The sequence below is a fragment of the Rhodopseudomonas palustris genome, assembly GCF_003226555.1.
Lineage (GTDB): Bacteria > Pseudomonadota > Alphaproteobacteria > Rhizobiales > Xanthobacteraceae > Rhodopseudomonas > Rhodopseudomonas palustris_I.
In genome coordinates, this window is the sequence record NZ_QKQS01000001.1 from 155,940 (window position 1) to 170,606 (window position 14,667).

The following is a 14,667-nucleotide window of genomic DNA, read 5'->3' on the forward strand; positions in this document are numbered from 1 at the left end:
CATTCCGGGATGGCCGTGAGGCGGCGCAGCCGGCTGGCGGCCAGGCCCGGAATCCATACTCCCTGCAGGGGTTATGGATTCCGGGCTCGCGCTGCGCGCGCCCGGAATGACGAACTCTGATGTGGTTGAAAGTCAAGCCGCGAAGCCCGCCGTCTACTCCTTCACCGCCCCGGTCATCGCCGACACGTAATGTTCGACGAAGAACGCGTACAGGATGACGAGCGGCAGCGAGCCGACCAGGGCGCCGGCCATCAACGAGCCCCATTTGTAGATGTCGCCGTCGACGAACTCGTTGACGATCGCCACCGGCACGGTCTTGTTCGGCGTCGATTGCAGGAAGGTGAGCGCGTAGATGAATTCGTTCCAGCACAGCGTGAAACAGAAGATGAAGGCCGAGATCAGCCCCGGGACCGCCAGCGGAATGATGATCTTGATCAGGATCTGCCAGCGCGAGGCGCCGTCGATCAGCGCGCATTCCTCGAGCTCGAACGGGATGGTCTTGAAATAGCCCATCAAGAGCCAGGTCGAGAACGGGATCAGCAGGGTCGGATACACCAGGATCAGCGACAGCGGCGAGTCGAACAGGCCGTAGGCCTGGATCACCGAGGCGAGCGGGATGAACAGGATCGACGGCGGCACCAGATAGGCGAGGAAGATCGCGCCGCCGACGGTGTCGGCGCCGCGGAAGCGCAGCCGCACGATCGCATAGGCGGCGAGCACGGATGCGGCGATCGACAGCACCGTCGAGGCCGCGGCGACATACATCGTGTTCCACAGCCAGCGCGGATACTGGGTTTCGAACAGCAGCTTCTCGATGTGCTTGAAGGTCGGATGCACCACCCAGAACGGGTTGTAGGTGTCCATGTCGATCAGCTGTTCGTCGGGTTTGATCGACGTCAGCGCCATCCAGTAGAACGGGAACAGCAGCACCACCAGGATGATGAGCAGCGGCAGATACAGCGTCACCAGCCGGCGCGGCAGTGACTCGAGATAGCTCATGCCCTCGCTGTCGTCGCTCTGCGCCACGGTGGCGGCGGCTTTGACGGCGAGCCGGGGATCGGAAGCGGTGGTCTCAGTCATTGTCGGTCCCCTGCTGCCATTTGCGCCGCTGCATGCCGAACCACGAGATCGCGATCGCAGCCAGCAAAAACGGGATCATCGCGGTGGCGATCGCCGCGCCCTCGCCGAGCCGGCCGGACAGGATGCCGCGCTGATAGCTCAGCGTCGCCATCAGATGCGTGGCATTGACCGGGCCGCCGCGGGTCAGCGCCCAGATCAGTTGGAAGTCGGTGAAGGTGAACAGCACCGAGAACGTCATCACCACGGCGATAATCGGGGTGAGCAGCGGATAGGTGATGTAGCGGAAGCGCTGCCACGAGGTGGCACCGTCCAGCGTCGCGGCTTCGTACAGCGACGGCGACACCGTCTGCAGCCCGGCCAGCAGCGTGATCGCCACGAACGGCACGCCGCGCCAGATGTTGGCGAAGATCACCGAGGCGCGCGCCCAATTGGTGTCGCCGAGGAAGTTGATGTTCTGATCGATCAGGCCGAGCTTGATCAGCGACCAGGAGATGATCGAGAACTGCGCGTCGTAGATCCACCAGAACGCGATCGCCGACAGCACCGTCGGCACGATGAACGGCACCAGCACCGCGGCGCGAATGATCGCCTTGAACGGCATGTGGCGGTTCAGCAGCAACGCCAGATACAGGCCGACCGCGAATTTGATCGCGCTGGCGACCACCGTGTAGAGAATGGTGTTGAACACCGACAGCCAGAAGATGCTGTCGTCCCACAGCCACTCGTAGTTCTCGACGCCGACGAACACCCCGCTGCGCCCGATCCGTGCGTCGGTGAAACTCATCCAGACGCCGAGAAACAGCGGGTAGGCCAGAAACAGGATCAGAAACGCCGCCGCCGGCAGCATGAACCACAGCGCGATGAAGTTACGGCTGGTGCGAAGGCGCTGCCAGGCGGAGGGGCCGGAGTGAACCTGCTCGCGCATCTGAAGTGTGGTCATGCTAACTCCGTCCGGCCGTTGCAGGCCGAGTGAAGGTCTCACTCTCCTCGCGTTCGTCATTCCGGGGCGCGCGAAGCGCGAGCCCGGAATCCATAACCACCGCCGGGAGTATGGATTCCGGGTTCGCGCCAAGTGGCGCGCCCCGGAATGACGAACGAAAGGTTTTCATTGGTGTGGCGCCTTTATCGGCTGAGAAGGGGCGGCGCGTGTCACCGCCCCTTCTCATTCCCGTTACGCCCTGAAGATCCGCTTCGCAGCGCGTTCGGCGCTGCTCATCGCGGTCTTCACGTCTTCGCGGCCGGTGCAGTAGTTGGCGAACATGTCGACCACGACGAAGTCGGCGATCGCAGCGGCGGCGTTCTCGCCCATCTGGCCGTTGCCGGCCGGGGTGTTGGCGGTGCGGGCGACGTCGCGATACGGCGTGTTCTTCGGGTCGGCGGTCCAGATCGGGTTGTTCTCGTAGTCGAGCAGGAACGGCGACAGATAGCCCTGCGCCGCCTCGACCCACGGGTTGAACTGCGCCGGCTCCATCATGAACGCGGAGAACGCCTTGCAGGTGTTCGGGAACTTGGTGAAGTTGTAGATCAGGATCGGGAAGCCGAGATGCAGCTCACGGGTCTTGCCGTTGAGCCCGGCGGGCAGATGGGCGTGGTTGATGTCCTCGGCCATCTCCTTGTTGTCCTTCTTCGCCGCGACGTAGATCGAGATGCCGTTGACGGTGAGGTAGAGCTGGCCGGCCAGGAACGCCTTGTTGTTGGAGGCATCGTTCCACGACGCGGTGCCGGGGATGAAGTTCTCGTACAGCCCCTTGACGTAGTCCAGCGCCTTGGCGGTCTCCGGCGAGTTGATGACGACCTTGTTGTCCTTGTCGATCAGATTGCCGCCGTGCGCCCACAGCGCCCAGTGCACCCAGCCATTGGCATCGCCCGAGGCGTGACCGAGCGCCATGCCGGCCGGCGTGCCGTTCTTGTTAAGGCCCTTCACCAGATCGGAGAAGCCGGCGAGATCGTTCGGGAAGGTCTTGTGGCCGGCCTTCTCCGCCGCACTTATTCGGTAGTTGACGAGCCCGCCGGTGGCGGCCACCGGCAAGCCGATCCACTTGCCGTTGTACATGCCGTAGGCCTTGCCGGAATCGCTCCAGCCGCCGCATTTCTTGGCGAGATAATCGGCGACGTCGGTGACGTCGGTGCATTTGTTGGGGAACAGGAACGGCAGCGAATACAGGCCCCACACCATGTCGAGCCCCTGCCCGGTATTGGCCGCGACCGACGCCTTCGGCTGGATGTCGTCGTAGGACTCGTTGGAGACGTTGATGGTGACGTTGTTGGCCTTCTGGAACGCGTCGACGATCTTCATGAAGGCGACGTCTTCGGCCTCGACGAACCGCTTCCAGCGCAGCAGGTTGATCTTGGCGCCGGCTTCCGGCTTCCACGGCGAGGTCTCGGCCCACGCCTTGGCGTAGCCCAGCAATTGGTCGGCGGACATCGTCGCCGCGGTGGCCAGAGTCATCGCGCCGCCCTTCAGCAGCGTGCGGCGATCGAGGGTAAAGTCAGTCATCTGTCGTTCACTCCCTAAGTTCCGCTTTGCGCATTGGTTCGTTGATCGACCAATTCTGGTCCCGTGCTGGGAAAGTCTAAATTCGCCGGCCGCTCTCCTTGTCGAACAGATGCGCGACGTCGGCGCGCGGCTGCAGATGGATCAAATCGCCGGGCGCGACCGGATGCCGTTCGCGGAACACCGCGATCACTTCCTGATCACCGACCCGCGCCACGATCTGGGTTTCCGAACCGGTCGGCTCGACCACCGCGACTTCGGCCGCAATGCCGCTATCGGCAAAGACGAGATGTTCGGGGCGGATGCCGTAAGACACCGGGCGGCCGTTCCCATTGCCCGGCGCCGCTGCGATCGGCAGCTTGGCGCCGCTGGCGGTCTCGACATAAGGCTGGCCGCCGTTCACCTTCAGCGTGCCGTCGAGGAAGTTCATCGCCGGCGAGCCGATGAAGCCGGCGACGAATTTGTTGTCGGGCCGGTCGTACAGGTCGAGCGGCGCGCCGATCTGCTCGACGATGCCGTCCTGCATCACCACGATCTTGTCGGCCATCGTCATCGCTTCGATCTGGTCGTGGGTGACGTAGACGGTGGTGGTCTTCAGCCGTTGATGCAGTTCCTTGATCTCGGTGCGCATCGCCACCCGCAGCTTGGCGTCGAGGTTGGACAGCGGCTCGTCGAACAAAAACACCTGCGGGTCGCGAACGATCGCCCGCCCCATCGCCACGCGCTGGCGCTGACCGCCGGAGAGTTGGCGCGGAAACCGGTCGAGCAGCTTGCCGAGATCGAGGATGTCGGCGGCGCGCTGCACTTTACTGTCGATGGTCTTCTGATCAGCGCCGCGCAGCTTCAGCGAGAAGCCCATGTTCTGGGCCACGGTCATGTGCGGATACAGCGCGTAGTTCTGGAACACCATGGCGATGTCCCGCTCCTTCGGCTGCACGTCGTTGACGACACGCTCGCCGATCGAGATCGTTCCTGCGGTGATTTTCTCCAGCCCTGCGAGCATCCGCAGCAAAGTGGATTTGCCGCAGCCGGACGGGCCGACCAGAACGACGAACTCACCGTCCTCGATGGGAACAGTCACGCCGTGCAACACTTCGAAGCCGCCGAAAGATTTACGCACGTCGTGAATCTGCACCGACGCCATCCAGCACCTCCCGATGTCCCGCCGTTTGATGCGGTCGTTGCCGCCAGCGCGAGACTTATGTTGACGCAACTCTTAGCAGAATATTTCGCGCCTGTCGCGCTCGCAAATTAGTCCCATGTGATCGCACTACGCCGATTGCGTAGCGCAGTGCGACATGCCAGCATGCACGCCGTTCCATACTCAGCAAAGGCGCTCAAAACATCCGCTTCAAGGATGTGTGCAGTGCGGGAGAGACGATGACGAAGCACGATGCCGGCGCCCCCCGGCGCAAACTCCGCTCCAGCGAATGGTTCAACGATCCGCATAATCCCGGAATGACCGCGCTGTATCTCGAGCGCTACTTGAACTACGGGCTGACCCGCGCGGAACTGCAATCCGGCAAGCCGATCATCGGCATCGCCCAGACCGGCAACGACCTGTCGCCGTGCAACCGCCATCACCTCGAGCTGGCGCAACGGGTGCGCGAAGGCATCCGCGCCGCCGGCGGCCTCGCGATGGAATTCCCGGTGCATCCGATCCAGGAGACCGGCAAGCGGCCGACCGCGGCGCTCGATCGCAATCTCGCTTATCTCGGCCTGGTCGAAGTGCTGTTCGGCTATCCGCTAGACGGCGTGGTGCTGACCACCGGCTGCGATAAGACGACCCCCGCGTGCCTGATGGCGGCGGCGACGGTCAACATTCCGGCGATCGTGCTGTCGGGCGGGCCGATGCTCAACGGCTGGCACAATGGCGAACGCACCGGCTCCGGCACGGTGGTGTGGAAGTCGCGCGAGCGGCTCGCCGCCGGCGAGATCGACTACGAGCAGTTCATGGAGATCGTCGCCTCCTCGGCGCCGTCGGTTGGGCACTGCAACACCATGGGCACCGCCTCGACGATGAACTCGCTGGCCGAAGCGCTCGGCATGTCGCTGCCCGGCTGCGCCGCGATCCCCGCGCCGTATCGCGAGCGCGGCCAGATCGCCTACGAGACCGGGGTCCGCGCGGTCGAGATGGTGTGGGAGGATCTGAAGCCGTCCGATATCCTGACACGCAAGGCGTTCGAGAACGCGATCGTGGTCAATTCGGCGATCGGCGGCTCGACCAACGCACCGATCCATCTCAACGCGCTGGCGCGTCATGTCGGTGTCGAATTGTCGATCGACGACTGGCAGAGCGTCGGCCACGCCGTTCCGCTGCTGGTCAATCTGCAGCCGGCCGGCCTCTATCTCGGCGAGGAGTATCACCGCGCCGGCGGCGTGCCGACGGTGGTCGGCGAATTGATGCGTCATGGCAAGATCCATCAGGATGCGCTGACGGTGAACGGCAAGACCATGGGCGAGAACTGCGCGTCTGCGCCCGCCCCCGACGGCGACGTGATCCATCGCTACGAGACGCCGCTGGTGCACGACGCCGGCTTCCTGGTGCTGCGCGGCAATCTGTTCGACTCCGCGATCATGAAGACCAGCGTGATCAGCCTCGAATTCCGCGAGCGCTATCTGTCCAATCCGAAGGACCCGAACGCATTCGAAGGTCGCGCGATCGTGTTCGAAGGGCCGGAGGACTATCATCACCGCATCGAGGATCCGGCGCTCGATATCGACGAGCACTGCATCCTGTTCGTGCGCGGCACCGGGCCGATCGGCTATCCGGGCGGCGCCGAGGTGATCAACATGCAGCCGCCGGCGGCGCTGCTCAAACGCGGCATCCACTCGCTGCCGTGCATCGGCGACGGCCGCCAATCCGGCACCTCGGGCTCACCGTCGATTTTGAACGCGACGCCCGAAGCCGCCGCCAATGGCGGCCTCGCCCTGCTCAAGACCGGCGACCGCGTCCGCATCGACCTCAACACGGGCAGCGCCGACATCCTGATCTCGGACGAGGAACTGACGCAGCGCCGCGCCGACCTCGCTGCGCAAGGCGGCTTCGCCTATCCGAAGCACCAGACGCCGTGGCAGGAGCTGTATCGCACCACGGTCGGCCAGCACGCCACCGGCGCCTGCATGGAGTTCGCCACCCGCTATCAGAACATCGCCGGCACCGTCGGCGTGTCGCGGCATAATCATTGATGGGCGCGGCGCGCGACAAATCATTTGGCAACGTCATTCCGGGGCGCGCGCAAAGCGCGCGAACCCGGAATCTCGATGTGCTCTGAACTTCTGGATTCCGGGTCTGCGCCCTGCGGGCGCATCCCGGAATGACAGCCAAGAGAGCTACGCGAACTAACGAGGAGAAAACATGACCGATCGCCTGAAAGGCAAGCACGCCTTCATCACCGCGGCGGCGGCCGGGATCGGGCGGGCGTCGGCGATCGCATTTGCGCGCGAGGGGGCCGAGGTGTTCGCCACCGATATCGACGAGGCCGGGCTGGCCTCGCTCACCGAGCACGGCATCGCGCGCACGGCGAAGCTCGACGTCCGCGACACCGCCGCGGTCGAAGCGATCGCCCGAGAGGCCGGCACTGTCGACATCCTGCTCAACGCCGCCGGCTTCGTGCATCACGGCACGGTGCTCGACTGCTCGGATACGAATTGGGACTTCTCGTTCGACCTCAACGTCAAGTCGATGCACCGCACCATCCGGGCGTTTCTTCCAGCGATGCTGGAAGCCGGCCGCGGCTCGATCGTCAACATCTCGTCGGCCGCCGGCGTGTTCAAGGCGGCGCCGAACCGCTACGTCTACGGCGCCACCAAGGCGGCCGTCGCTGCGCTGACCCGCGCGGTCGCGGTCGATTTCATCACCCGCGGCATCCGCTGCAACGCGATCTGCCCCGGCACCATCGAAACCCCGTCAATGCTCGGCCGCGCCGCCGCGCTCGGGCCGCAGGGCCGCGAGATGTTCGTGTCGCGCCAGCCGATGGGCCGGCTCGGCAACGCCGAAGAGATCGCCGCGCTGGCGGTGTACTTGGCGAGCGACGAAAGCGCCTTCACCACCGGCGTCGCCCACATCATCGACGGCGGCTGGACGTTGTGAATACGCCACGCCGACTACGCGGCCTCATCCTGAGGAGGCTGTGCAGCAGCCGTCTCGAAGGATGAGCCAAGGGGCAAGGCCGTGCCACCTCATGGTTCGAGACGGCGCTTCGCGCCTCCTCACCATGAGGATCCGGATCGAGTAGCAAGGATGATACTGCCATGAACACCATCGACCTCAACCACCGCTGCGCTGTGGTCACCGGCGGCGCGCAGGGCATCGGACGGGCGATTGCCGAGCGGTTCGTTGCATCGGGCGCCAAGGTTGCGCTGTGGGACCACGACGTCGCGCTGGCCGAGCGCACCGCCAAGGAGATCGGCGACGACGTGACCATCGCCGTGGCGGTCGACGTCACCGATCCGGCAGCGGTCGATGCCGCGCGCGACGCCACCTTGAAGGCATTCGGCAAGATCGACATCCTGGTCAACAATGCCGGCATCGCCGGCGTCAACAAGACGGTGTGGGACACCGACTACGCCGAGTGGCAGCGGGTGCTGAAGCTCAATCTCGACGGGCCGTTTCTGTGCTGCAGATCGGTGGTGCCGTCGATGATCGCGCACAAATACGGCCGCATCGTCAACATCGCATCGATCGCCGGCAAGGAAGGCAACCCCAACGCCGCGCACTACTCGGCTTCGAAAGCCGGTGTGATCGCGCTGACCAAATCGCTCGGCAAGGAGCTCGCCGCCTACGACATCGCCGTCAACGCAGTGACGCCGGCCGCCGCGCGCACCGCGATCTTCGACCAGATGACGCAGACTCACATCGACTTCATGCTGTCGAAGATCCCGAAAGGCCGCTTCGTCCTGGTCGAAGAAGTCGCCGCGCTGGTGGCGTGGCTGGCGTCGGAAGACTGCGCGTTCTCGACCGGCGCGGTGTTCGACATCTCCGGCGGACGCGCGACGTATTGAGCGACGGACTCGCCCCACCACCTCATTCCGGGGCGCTTGCGCAGCAAGCGAACCCGGAATCCAGCGATGTTCTGCGCGCGCGAAAGCCTTGCTTCGTGCGCGAACGAGTCCCCCCAAGTCATCCCCGCGCAGGCGGGGATCCAGTATTCAGTGGCGTCCATGATAACCACGAAGGCCCTGCAATACTGGTTCGCCCGCCTGCGCGGGCGATGACGGCTTTTGTCAGTGGTATTCGTCGTTCCGGGCATCGCCGCAGGCGACGGCGCGCGCAAGCCTTGCTTCGTGCGCGAAAACTTCTCCCCATGTCATCCCCGCGCAGGCGGGGATCCAGTATTCCAGGGCTTCGATGATCACCACGAAGGCTCTGCAATACTGGTTCGCCCGCCTGCGCGGGCGATGACGGTTGTTGTTGATGACGGTCGTTGGTCATTGCCCGCGTCAGATTGCGGGTTCGCGAGCTTTCGCTCGCGCCCCGGAATGAGGCGCGGGGAACGGGTCCCCTATCCCTTGCCCTTGGTCCGGAAGATCACCGGCAGGCTGAAGGTCAAGCCTTCGTCGGCGACCAACGGCGGCGGGGCTGGGACCGGGTCGGAGCGCTTGATCATGTCGAGCGCGGCCTGATCGAAAGCGGGGTCGCCGGAGCCTTCGACGATCTTCATCGACAGCACATGGCCGAGCCGGTCGAGCTCGAAGCCGACCACGATCCGCACGTTCTTCTGCGAGGCATCCTTCGGATAGCGCTTGTGCTTGTCGAGAAACGCCACCAGTTCCTTCTGCCAGGTGGCGCGGATGCGAGCGGCGGCCTTGCCGACGCCCTGCGCCGGCGCCACCGAGCGCGGGCCCTCCTTGGCGGCCTCGTTGCTCGGCATTGCGGTGGCTTCGGCGGCCACCGACTCGGTCGAGGCCTGCTGCTGTTGCTTGGCCTTTTCCTTCTGTTCCTCGTCAACCTTCTTGGGCGTCTCGGTGGTGACGACGCGGTCCGGCTCTTCGGTCTCCTGCGGCGTATCCTTCGGCAGGTCGCTCTCGTGCACCTCGGCCTTCTGCTCGTTGAGCGCCGGCGAGGCCATTGACGCCTCCGTGTCCGGGCCCGGCGGCAGATCGGACGCCTCGATCTTCGGTGACATCATCTCGACGCCGACCTCGATCGCCGGCGCACCGAGCGCATCGTCGTCGGCCTCGTCCGGCATGCTCACCAGCGCCAGCGCCGCACCGCCGACATGCAACGCCACGGCGCCGACGGCGGCCATCAGCCAAAGCCGGTAAGAGCCATTGCGGTTGAGGTCAGGATCGGTCATGCGATTGCGCTTCTAACAAAATGCAACTGTGTTGGCGAGCGGCGGAACCATCCAGCCCGGCGAAGCCCTTCAAGGGCCCCGCCTCGTCGCTCGCGAGGACGGCTAATTGCCGTCCGGCTTGGCGCCCGGCACCGCTTCCAGTGCCACCAGCTTGATCTTGGCGTAGCCACCCGAGCGCAGCATCTCCAGCACCTCCATCAGCTCGCCGTAAGGCACGGCGCGATCGGCGCGCAGGAAAATGAAACGGTCCTTGGTCATGTCCGGCATCGAGTCCAGCGTCTTGACCAGATCGACGCGCTTGACCTGGTTCTCGCCGATCGCCACCGCGAGGTCTGACTTGATGCTGACATAGGTCGGCTTGTCCGGCTTCTTCTGCGGCGTGGCGCTGGAGGTCGGCAGGCTGACCGGCAGGTCGACCGTCGACAGCGGCGCCGCCACCATGAAGATGATCAGCAGCACCAGCATCACGTCGATGAACGGCGTGACGTTGATCTCGTGGGTCTCGTCGAAATCGTCGTCGAGATCGTCGGAATTGCCGAGTGAGACAGCCATGGCTCACTCCGCCGCGCGGGCGCGATGGGCGCTGCCGTGGCTGCGATCGAGATCACGCGACAGCAACCGGCCGGCGGCGCCGGAGGCACGCGCGACCAGTTCGAGGTAGACTTTGATCTCGCGCGAGAAGTGATTGTAGATGATCACCGCCGGGATCGCGGCGACCAGACCGATCGCGGTGGCGAGCAGCGCTTCGGCGATGCCGGGCGCGACCACCGCGAGATTGGTGGTCTGCGATTTCGAGATGCCGATGAAGCTGTTCATGATGCCCCACACCGTGCCGAACAGGCCGATGAACGGTGCGGTGGCGCCGATGGTGGCGAGGAAGCCCATGCCGCGGCGCATGTGACGGCCCTCGGCGCGAACATATTCGCTGAACGACGACGCCGCACGCTCCTTGATGCCCTCGTCGCTCGCCAGCCCCGCCGACAGCTTCGCTTCGCGCAGCGCGGCCCCGAGCAACTGCGACAGCACGCTGTGTTTGTCGCCGAGCGCCATCTGCGCCTCGGCCATCGACCGCGACTCGCCGATCTGCTTCAGCGCGCGGCGCAGCCGGAAACGGGCGCGGCCGAGCTCGATCTTCTTGGCGATGAAGATCGTCCAGGTGATCACCGACGAGACCGCCAGACCGATCATCACGATTTTGACGATGATGTCCGCGTTCAGGAACATCGTCCACGGCGACAGCTCGGACAGGCCAGGCACGACGCTGCCCGACGGGTGCCCCGCCTCTGACAGGGCCTGCGTCGCCACCGGTGCGGGCGCCGTGGCGGCCGGCGCAGCGGTCGCCGCAGGCGCAGGCGCCTCCGTCGGGGCGGGCGCAGGCGCAGTGGCTGCGGGCGCCGGCTGCGACGGAGCGGTGGCGTTCGGCGTCACCGCAGCAGGCGGCTGCTGCGCCAGCACAGAGGTCGGAGGCGCCAGCAGCGCCAGTGCGATTACGGCAACGCCGATCGATCGGAAGTTCAACATCGTCATACTTCGGCCCAGTAGCGGATGAGGTTGTGATAAATACCGGTCAATTTGACCGTTTCAGGGTCATCGCGTCCCAGCCGCTCGACCAGTGCCTGAATGGCGGTGTCGAGATCGTAGATCATGCTGCGCGCCTGCGCGTCACGTATCATGCTCTGCAGCCAGAAGAAAGACGCCACCCGCGCACCGCGCGTGACCGGCGTCACCATATGCAGGCTGGTGGACGGGTACAACACGGCATCGCCCGCGGACAGTTTGACCTCGTGCGAGCCGTATGTGTCTTCGATCACCAGTTCGCCACCGTCATATTCATCGGGTTCGGCGAGAAATAAAGTGATCGACAGATCGGTACGGATGCGTAGCCCGGTGAGATGATCGCCGCGCACCGCATTGTCGACATGAATGCCGAAATGATGTCCGCCCGACGCCACGTAGCGATTGAACAGCGGCGGGAAGATCTGCAGCGGCACCGCAGCCGCTACGAATTTCGGGTTCGCGGTCAGTGCCGACACGATCCTGCGCCCGAGCGCACGCGCCAGTTCGCTGTCCGGCGGCAATTGCTCGTTACGCTTGACCATCGCCGACTGCGCGCCGGCGGTGGAGCGGCCGTCCTCCCATTCCGCTCCGTCCATCAGGCGACGGAACTCCGCCACCTCGGACTTCGGCAGAACCTCGGGTATGCAGACCAGCATGGCCGCTCCAATTCCCGCGACGCGCTTACAGCGCGCCGCGTAGCGTCAGCCAGACCGACCGGCCCGGCGCAATGAACACGAACGGCGAGTTCGAACGATAGAACGCGTCGTAATACGTGGTGTTGAAGATGTTGTTGACCGACAACTTGGCGGTCATGTGTTTGTCGACTTTGAATTCGACAAAACTGTCGAACCGCCAGTGCTCGGGCAGCACGTTGCCGTTGATCGCCGCGAAGGTGCCGCCGTAGATCTTGGAGGCGTACACCGCCTGCCCGCCGACTTCCCAGTGATCGTCGAACCTGTATTTGGTCAGCAGGTTGAACGACTGATGCGCGATATTGGCGAGCTGCGCGCCGACCGAATTCGGATCGATCGACTGCAGCACCTTGCTTTCCATCAGCACCAGGCCGCCGAACACGCTCCAGCGGTCGGTGATCTTGCCGGCGGCTTCGAGATCGATGCCGCGGACGCGGTACACGCCGGTCGACAGGATGTTGCTGCCGACGGTCTCGCGGGCGTTCGACTTCTGGGTTTCGAACAGCGACGCGGTCAAGAGCAGCCGGCGGTTGAACAGCTCCCATTTAGTGCCGACTTCCGCCGCCTTGTTCATTTCCGGCGGCAGCGCCTGGAAGGTGGTGTTGTTGACGACGAGGCCGCCATAGGCGGTGCCCGAGGCGTCGAGTTCGGCGCCGACCGGATTGGTCGACGTCGCATAGGCGGCGTACAGGCTGGCGTAAGGCAGCGGCTTCACCACCGCGCCGAGATTGTAGTTCCACATCCCCGACTGCACGCCGGTCGAGGCAGATCGGTTTTCGCCCTTGATGTCGTAATCGTCGTAGCGCACGCCGCCATTGAGGATGACGACGTCGTTCCAATTTGCCGTCTCGATCAGATAGGTCGATTTGGTGTCGACGGTGATGTAGGTCGGGTTGTAGGAGCGCTGCGGCTGGGTCGCGAAGTCGAGCGTATTCGGCGGGTTGAGCAGCGGCACGATCACGCGGTTGCCGGTCTGGAAGCCGGCGAGCTCGGCAGTGAGTCCCGCATAGGTGTCGCGCATCACGCTTTCGCGCGAGATCTCGGCACCGCCCACCAAGGTGTGCTTCACCCCGCCGACGTCGAATTTGTAGGTCAGGTCGGTCTGGTTGGCGAGCACGTCGGTGGTCTGATAGCGGCTCTGCGACGCGAGCGAGACCGTGGTGGCGGTCGGGTTGCTCGGCAGCGTGCCGATGTAGTCGAGCACGGAGTGCGCGGCGCGCGACCGATTGGTCAGTGTGAGGTCCGGCGTGATCGCGAATTCGCCGGTGACCGTGCCGAAGTCCTGCTTGGCCTTCTGGAAGTCGCGATTGACGAAGCCGTAGTAGGTTTCGCGCGGCACATTGACGTCGGTCGAGGGCCGGCGCAGCGCAGTGTTGTACGGCACGCCGAAATCCGGCAGGCCGTCGAGGTCGGTGTGCACGTAGTTCGCCGTGACCTTGATGGCGTCGGTCGGCGTCCACTTCACCGCGGCGAGCGTGCCCCAGCGATCGTCGGTGACGAAGTTGCGGCCGGCAACCTTGGCGTCCTGGTACAAGCCGTCGACTCGCACCGCCAGCGTCGGGCTCAGCACCTGGTTGACGTCGACGGTGACGCGCTTGGTGGCGTCGGAGCCGAACGTGGTCTCCGCCTTGGTAAAGTTGCCTGCGGTGGTGGCTTGCTTGGTGACGATGTTGATGGCGCCACCGGCAGTGCCGCGGCCCGCCATGGTCGAGGCCGGGCCGCGCAGGATTTCGACCTGCTCGGTGAAGAAGTTCTCGCGGATCGAGATCGCCGGATCACGGATGCCGTCGATGAACACGTCGTTGCGGGCGTCGAAGCCGCGGATGAAGAAGCGGTCGCCGAACGCGTTGCCGCCCTCCCCGGTGCCGAGCGTGACGCCGGCGGTGGAGCGCGCCACTTCGCGCAGCGAGGTGGCGTTCTTGTCCTCGAGCAGTTCCTTGGTGAGCACCGTCACGGTCCGCGGCGTATTCAGCAGCGGCTCGGTGAATTTGGTGCCCGACAGTCGGTCGACCTTGTAGGGCGCAGCGGCATCTGCGTAGGGGTTACGATCCGCCGACAGCGCACCGGCATTGGGAAACGGCACCGGTTGCACCTGGGTCGGCTGGGACCGGCGCGCGGCGCGGCGCAGTGCAGTCCGGGCGCGCATCTGATCGGGAGTCGGCCGCGCCGCTGCGGGCTTCGGCCGCGCCACCGGCGCATCGACCGTTACCGCCGGCAGGCTCGGCTGCTGAGCCTCGGCGCCGCCGATCGACGCCACCGCAATGATGCCGGCGACCGCCGACACTTTGCGGCCATACGTGCCATCGAACTCCTGATCGCCCCTGCGCATCGCTGCTTCAGCACGCAACGATCGCGGCGCCTTCGCCCCGTTCATGTTAATCCGCCCCCAAGGAATGCTGTTGCTAATTACAAGCAGTCGTTGAGAGCTATCGGCCGCGAGGTACAGGGTCAACGCACGTCGAATTACCGCGCGCTGGAATCGTTCAAGATAATAACCATTCTAAGACTCGTTCCGAACTTCGATCGGCCGCAGCCGCACAACCAT

At 64.8% G+C, this 14,667-nt stretch carries 13 protein-coding genes; 3 read left to right on the forward strand and 10 right to left on the reverse strand.

Going from position 1 to position 14,667, the window contains the following annotated elements; genetic code table 11:
• Nucleotides 1–153: 153 nt before the first annotated feature.
• The 4 genes from DNX69_RS00850 to DNX69_RS00865 all read right to left on the reverse strand — a co-directional run bounded on the left by DNX69_RS00850 (nt 154) and on the right by DNX69_RS00865 (nt 4,718).
• A complete protein-coding gene (locus DNX69_RS00850) occupies nt 154–1,080 on the reverse strand; it encodes a carbohydrate ABC transporter permease (protein ID WP_110784050.1) in 927 nt (308 codons plus the stop codon).
• Entirely contained in the window at nt 1,073–2,020 is a 948-nt protein-coding gene (locus DNX69_RS00855; RefSeq protein WP_110784051.1) for a carbohydrate ABC transporter permease, read from the reverse strand. Before DNX69_RS00855 ends, DNX69_RS00850 begins: the two co-directional genes overlap by 8 nt.
• Before the next feature lie 231 nt (nt 2,021–2,251).
• The gene (locus DNX69_RS00860) at nt 2,252–3,577 is read right to left on the reverse strand and encodes an ABC transporter substrate-binding protein (protein ID WP_110784053.1); all 1,326 of its coding nucleotides are present in this window, start codon (nt 3,575–3,577) and stop codon (nt 2,252–2,254) included.
• 76 nt (nt 3,578–3,653) lie between these two features.
• Nucleotides 3,654–4,718 carry an ABC transporter ATP-binding protein gene (locus DNX69_RS00865; protein ID WP_110784054.1) on the reverse strand — a complete coding sequence of 355 codons (1,065 nt, stop codon included), beginning with the start codon at nt 4,716–4,718 and terminating at the stop codon, nt 3,654–3,656.
• A gap of 236 nt (nt 4,719–4,954) precedes the next feature.
• Here DNX69_RS00865 and DNX69_RS00870 point away from each other — a divergent pair, with 236 nt between their 5' ends.
• The 3 genes from DNX69_RS00870 (at nt 4,955) to DNX69_RS00880 (ending at nt 8,578) form a co-directional block, all read left to right on the forward strand.
• Complete coding sequence (locus tag DNX69_RS00870; protein ID WP_110784056.1) at nt 4,955–6,763, forward strand: IlvD/Edd family dehydratase; 1,809 nt, start codon at nt 4,955–4,957, stop codon at nt 6,761–6,763.
• 169 nt (nt 6,764–6,932) lie between these two features.
• Entirely contained in the window at nt 6,933–7,667 is a 735-nt protein-coding gene (locus tag DNX69_RS00875) for an SDR family oxidoreductase (RefSeq protein WP_110784057.1), read from the forward strand.
• 161 nt (nt 7,668–7,828) lie between these two features.
• Complete coding sequence (locus DNX69_RS00880; protein WP_110784059.1) at nt 7,829–8,578, forward strand: SDR family NAD(P)-dependent oxidoreductase; 750 nt, start codon at nt 7,829–7,831, stop codon at nt 8,576–8,578.
• Between the two features lie 222 nt (nt 8,579–8,800).
• On the opposite strand, the gene DNX69_RS26750 is transcribed toward DNX69_RS00880, so the two are convergent.
• The 6 genes from DNX69_RS26750 to DNX69_RS00905 all read right to left on the reverse strand — a co-directional run bounded on the left by DNX69_RS26750 (nt 8,801) and on the right by DNX69_RS00905 (nt 14,496).
• The gene (locus tag DNX69_RS26750; RefSeq protein ID WP_283809314.1) at nt 8,801–8,935 is read right to left on the reverse strand and encodes a hypothetical protein; all 135 of its coding nucleotides are present in this window, start codon (nt 8,933–8,935) and stop codon (nt 8,801–8,803) included.
• Between the two features lie 143 nt (nt 8,936–9,078).
• Entirely contained in the window at nt 9,079–9,873 is a 795-nt protein-coding gene (locus tag DNX69_RS00885) for a TonB family protein (protein ID WP_110784060.1), read from the reverse strand.
• Nucleotides 9,874–9,975: 102 nt separating this feature from the next.
• A complete protein-coding gene (exbD, locus tag DNX69_RS00890; protein ID WP_110784062.1) occupies nt 9,976–10,425 on the reverse strand; it encodes a TonB system transport protein ExbD in 450 nt (149 codons plus the stop codon).
• A 3-nt stretch (nt 10,426–10,428) separates the two neighbouring features.
• The gene (gene exbB / locus DNX69_RS00895) at nt 10,429–11,400 is read right to left on the reverse strand and encodes a tonB-system energizer ExbB (protein WP_110784063.1); all 972 of its coding nucleotides are present in this window, start codon (nt 11,398–11,400) and stop codon (nt 10,429–10,431) included.
• Complete coding sequence (locus DNX69_RS00900; protein WP_110784065.1) at nt 11,397–12,086, reverse strand: Fe2+-dependent dioxygenase; 690 nt, start codon at nt 12,084–12,086, stop codon at nt 11,397–11,399. The genes exbB and DNX69_RS00900 overlap by 4 nt, the downstream gene beginning before the upstream one ends.
• A 25-nt stretch (nt 12,087–12,111) precedes the next feature.
• Entirely contained in the window at nt 12,112–14,496 is a 2,385-nt protein-coding gene (locus DNX69_RS00905) for a TonB-dependent receptor (RefSeq protein WP_110784066.1), read from the reverse strand.
• Nucleotides 14,497–14,667: the final 171 nt, after the last annotated feature.

Excerpts from the sequence above, each read along its gene's own strand:
- DNX69_RS00850 (WP_110784050.1), bottom strand. The coding sequence starts at position 1,080 with ATGACTGAGACCACCGCTTCCGATCCCCGGCTCGCCGTCAAAGCCGCC.
- exbD (WP_110784062.1), bottom strand. The coding sequence starts at position 10,425 with ATGGCTGTCTCACTCGGCAATTCCGACGATCTCGACGACGATTTCGAC.
- DNX69_RS00875 (WP_110784057.1), top strand. The coding sequence starts at position 6,933 with ATGACCGATCGCCTGAAAGGCAAGCACGCCTTCATCACCGCGGCGGCG.
- exbB (WP_110784063.1), bottom strand. The coding sequence starts at position 11,400 with ATGACGATGTTGAACTTCCGATCGATCGGCGTTGCCGTAATCGCACTG.
- DNX69_RS00905 (WP_110784066.1), bottom strand. The coding sequence starts at position 14,496 with ATGAACGGGGCGAAGGCGCCGCGATCGTTGCGTGCTGAAGCAGCGATG.
- DNX69_RS00870 (WP_110784056.1), top strand. The coding sequence starts at position 4,955 with ATGACGAAGCACGATGCCGGCGCCCCCCGGCGCAAACTCCGCTCCAGC.
- DNX69_RS00855 (WP_110784051.1), bottom strand. The coding sequence starts at position 2,020 with ATGACCACACTTCAGATGCGCGAGCAGGTTCACTCCGGCCCCTCCGCC.
- DNX69_RS00900 (WP_110784065.1), bottom strand. The coding sequence starts at position 12,086 with ATGCTGGTCTGCATACCCGAGGTTCTGCCGAAGTCCGAGGTGGCGGAG.
- DNX69_RS00885 (WP_110784060.1), bottom strand. The coding sequence starts at position 9,873 with ATGACCGATCCTGACCTCAACCGCAATGGCTCTTACCGGCTTTGGCTG.
- DNX69_RS00865 (WP_110784054.1), bottom strand. The coding sequence starts at position 4,718 with ATGGCGTCGGTGCAGATTCACGACGTGCGTAAATCTTTCGGCGGCTTC.
- DNX69_RS00860 (WP_110784053.1), bottom strand. The coding sequence starts at position 3,577 with ATGACTGACTTTACCCTCGATCGCCGCACGCTGCTGAAGGGCGGCGCG.
- DNX69_RS00880 (WP_110784059.1), top strand. The coding sequence starts at position 7,829 with ATGAACACCATCGACCTCAACCACCGCTGCGCTGTGGTCACCGGCGGC.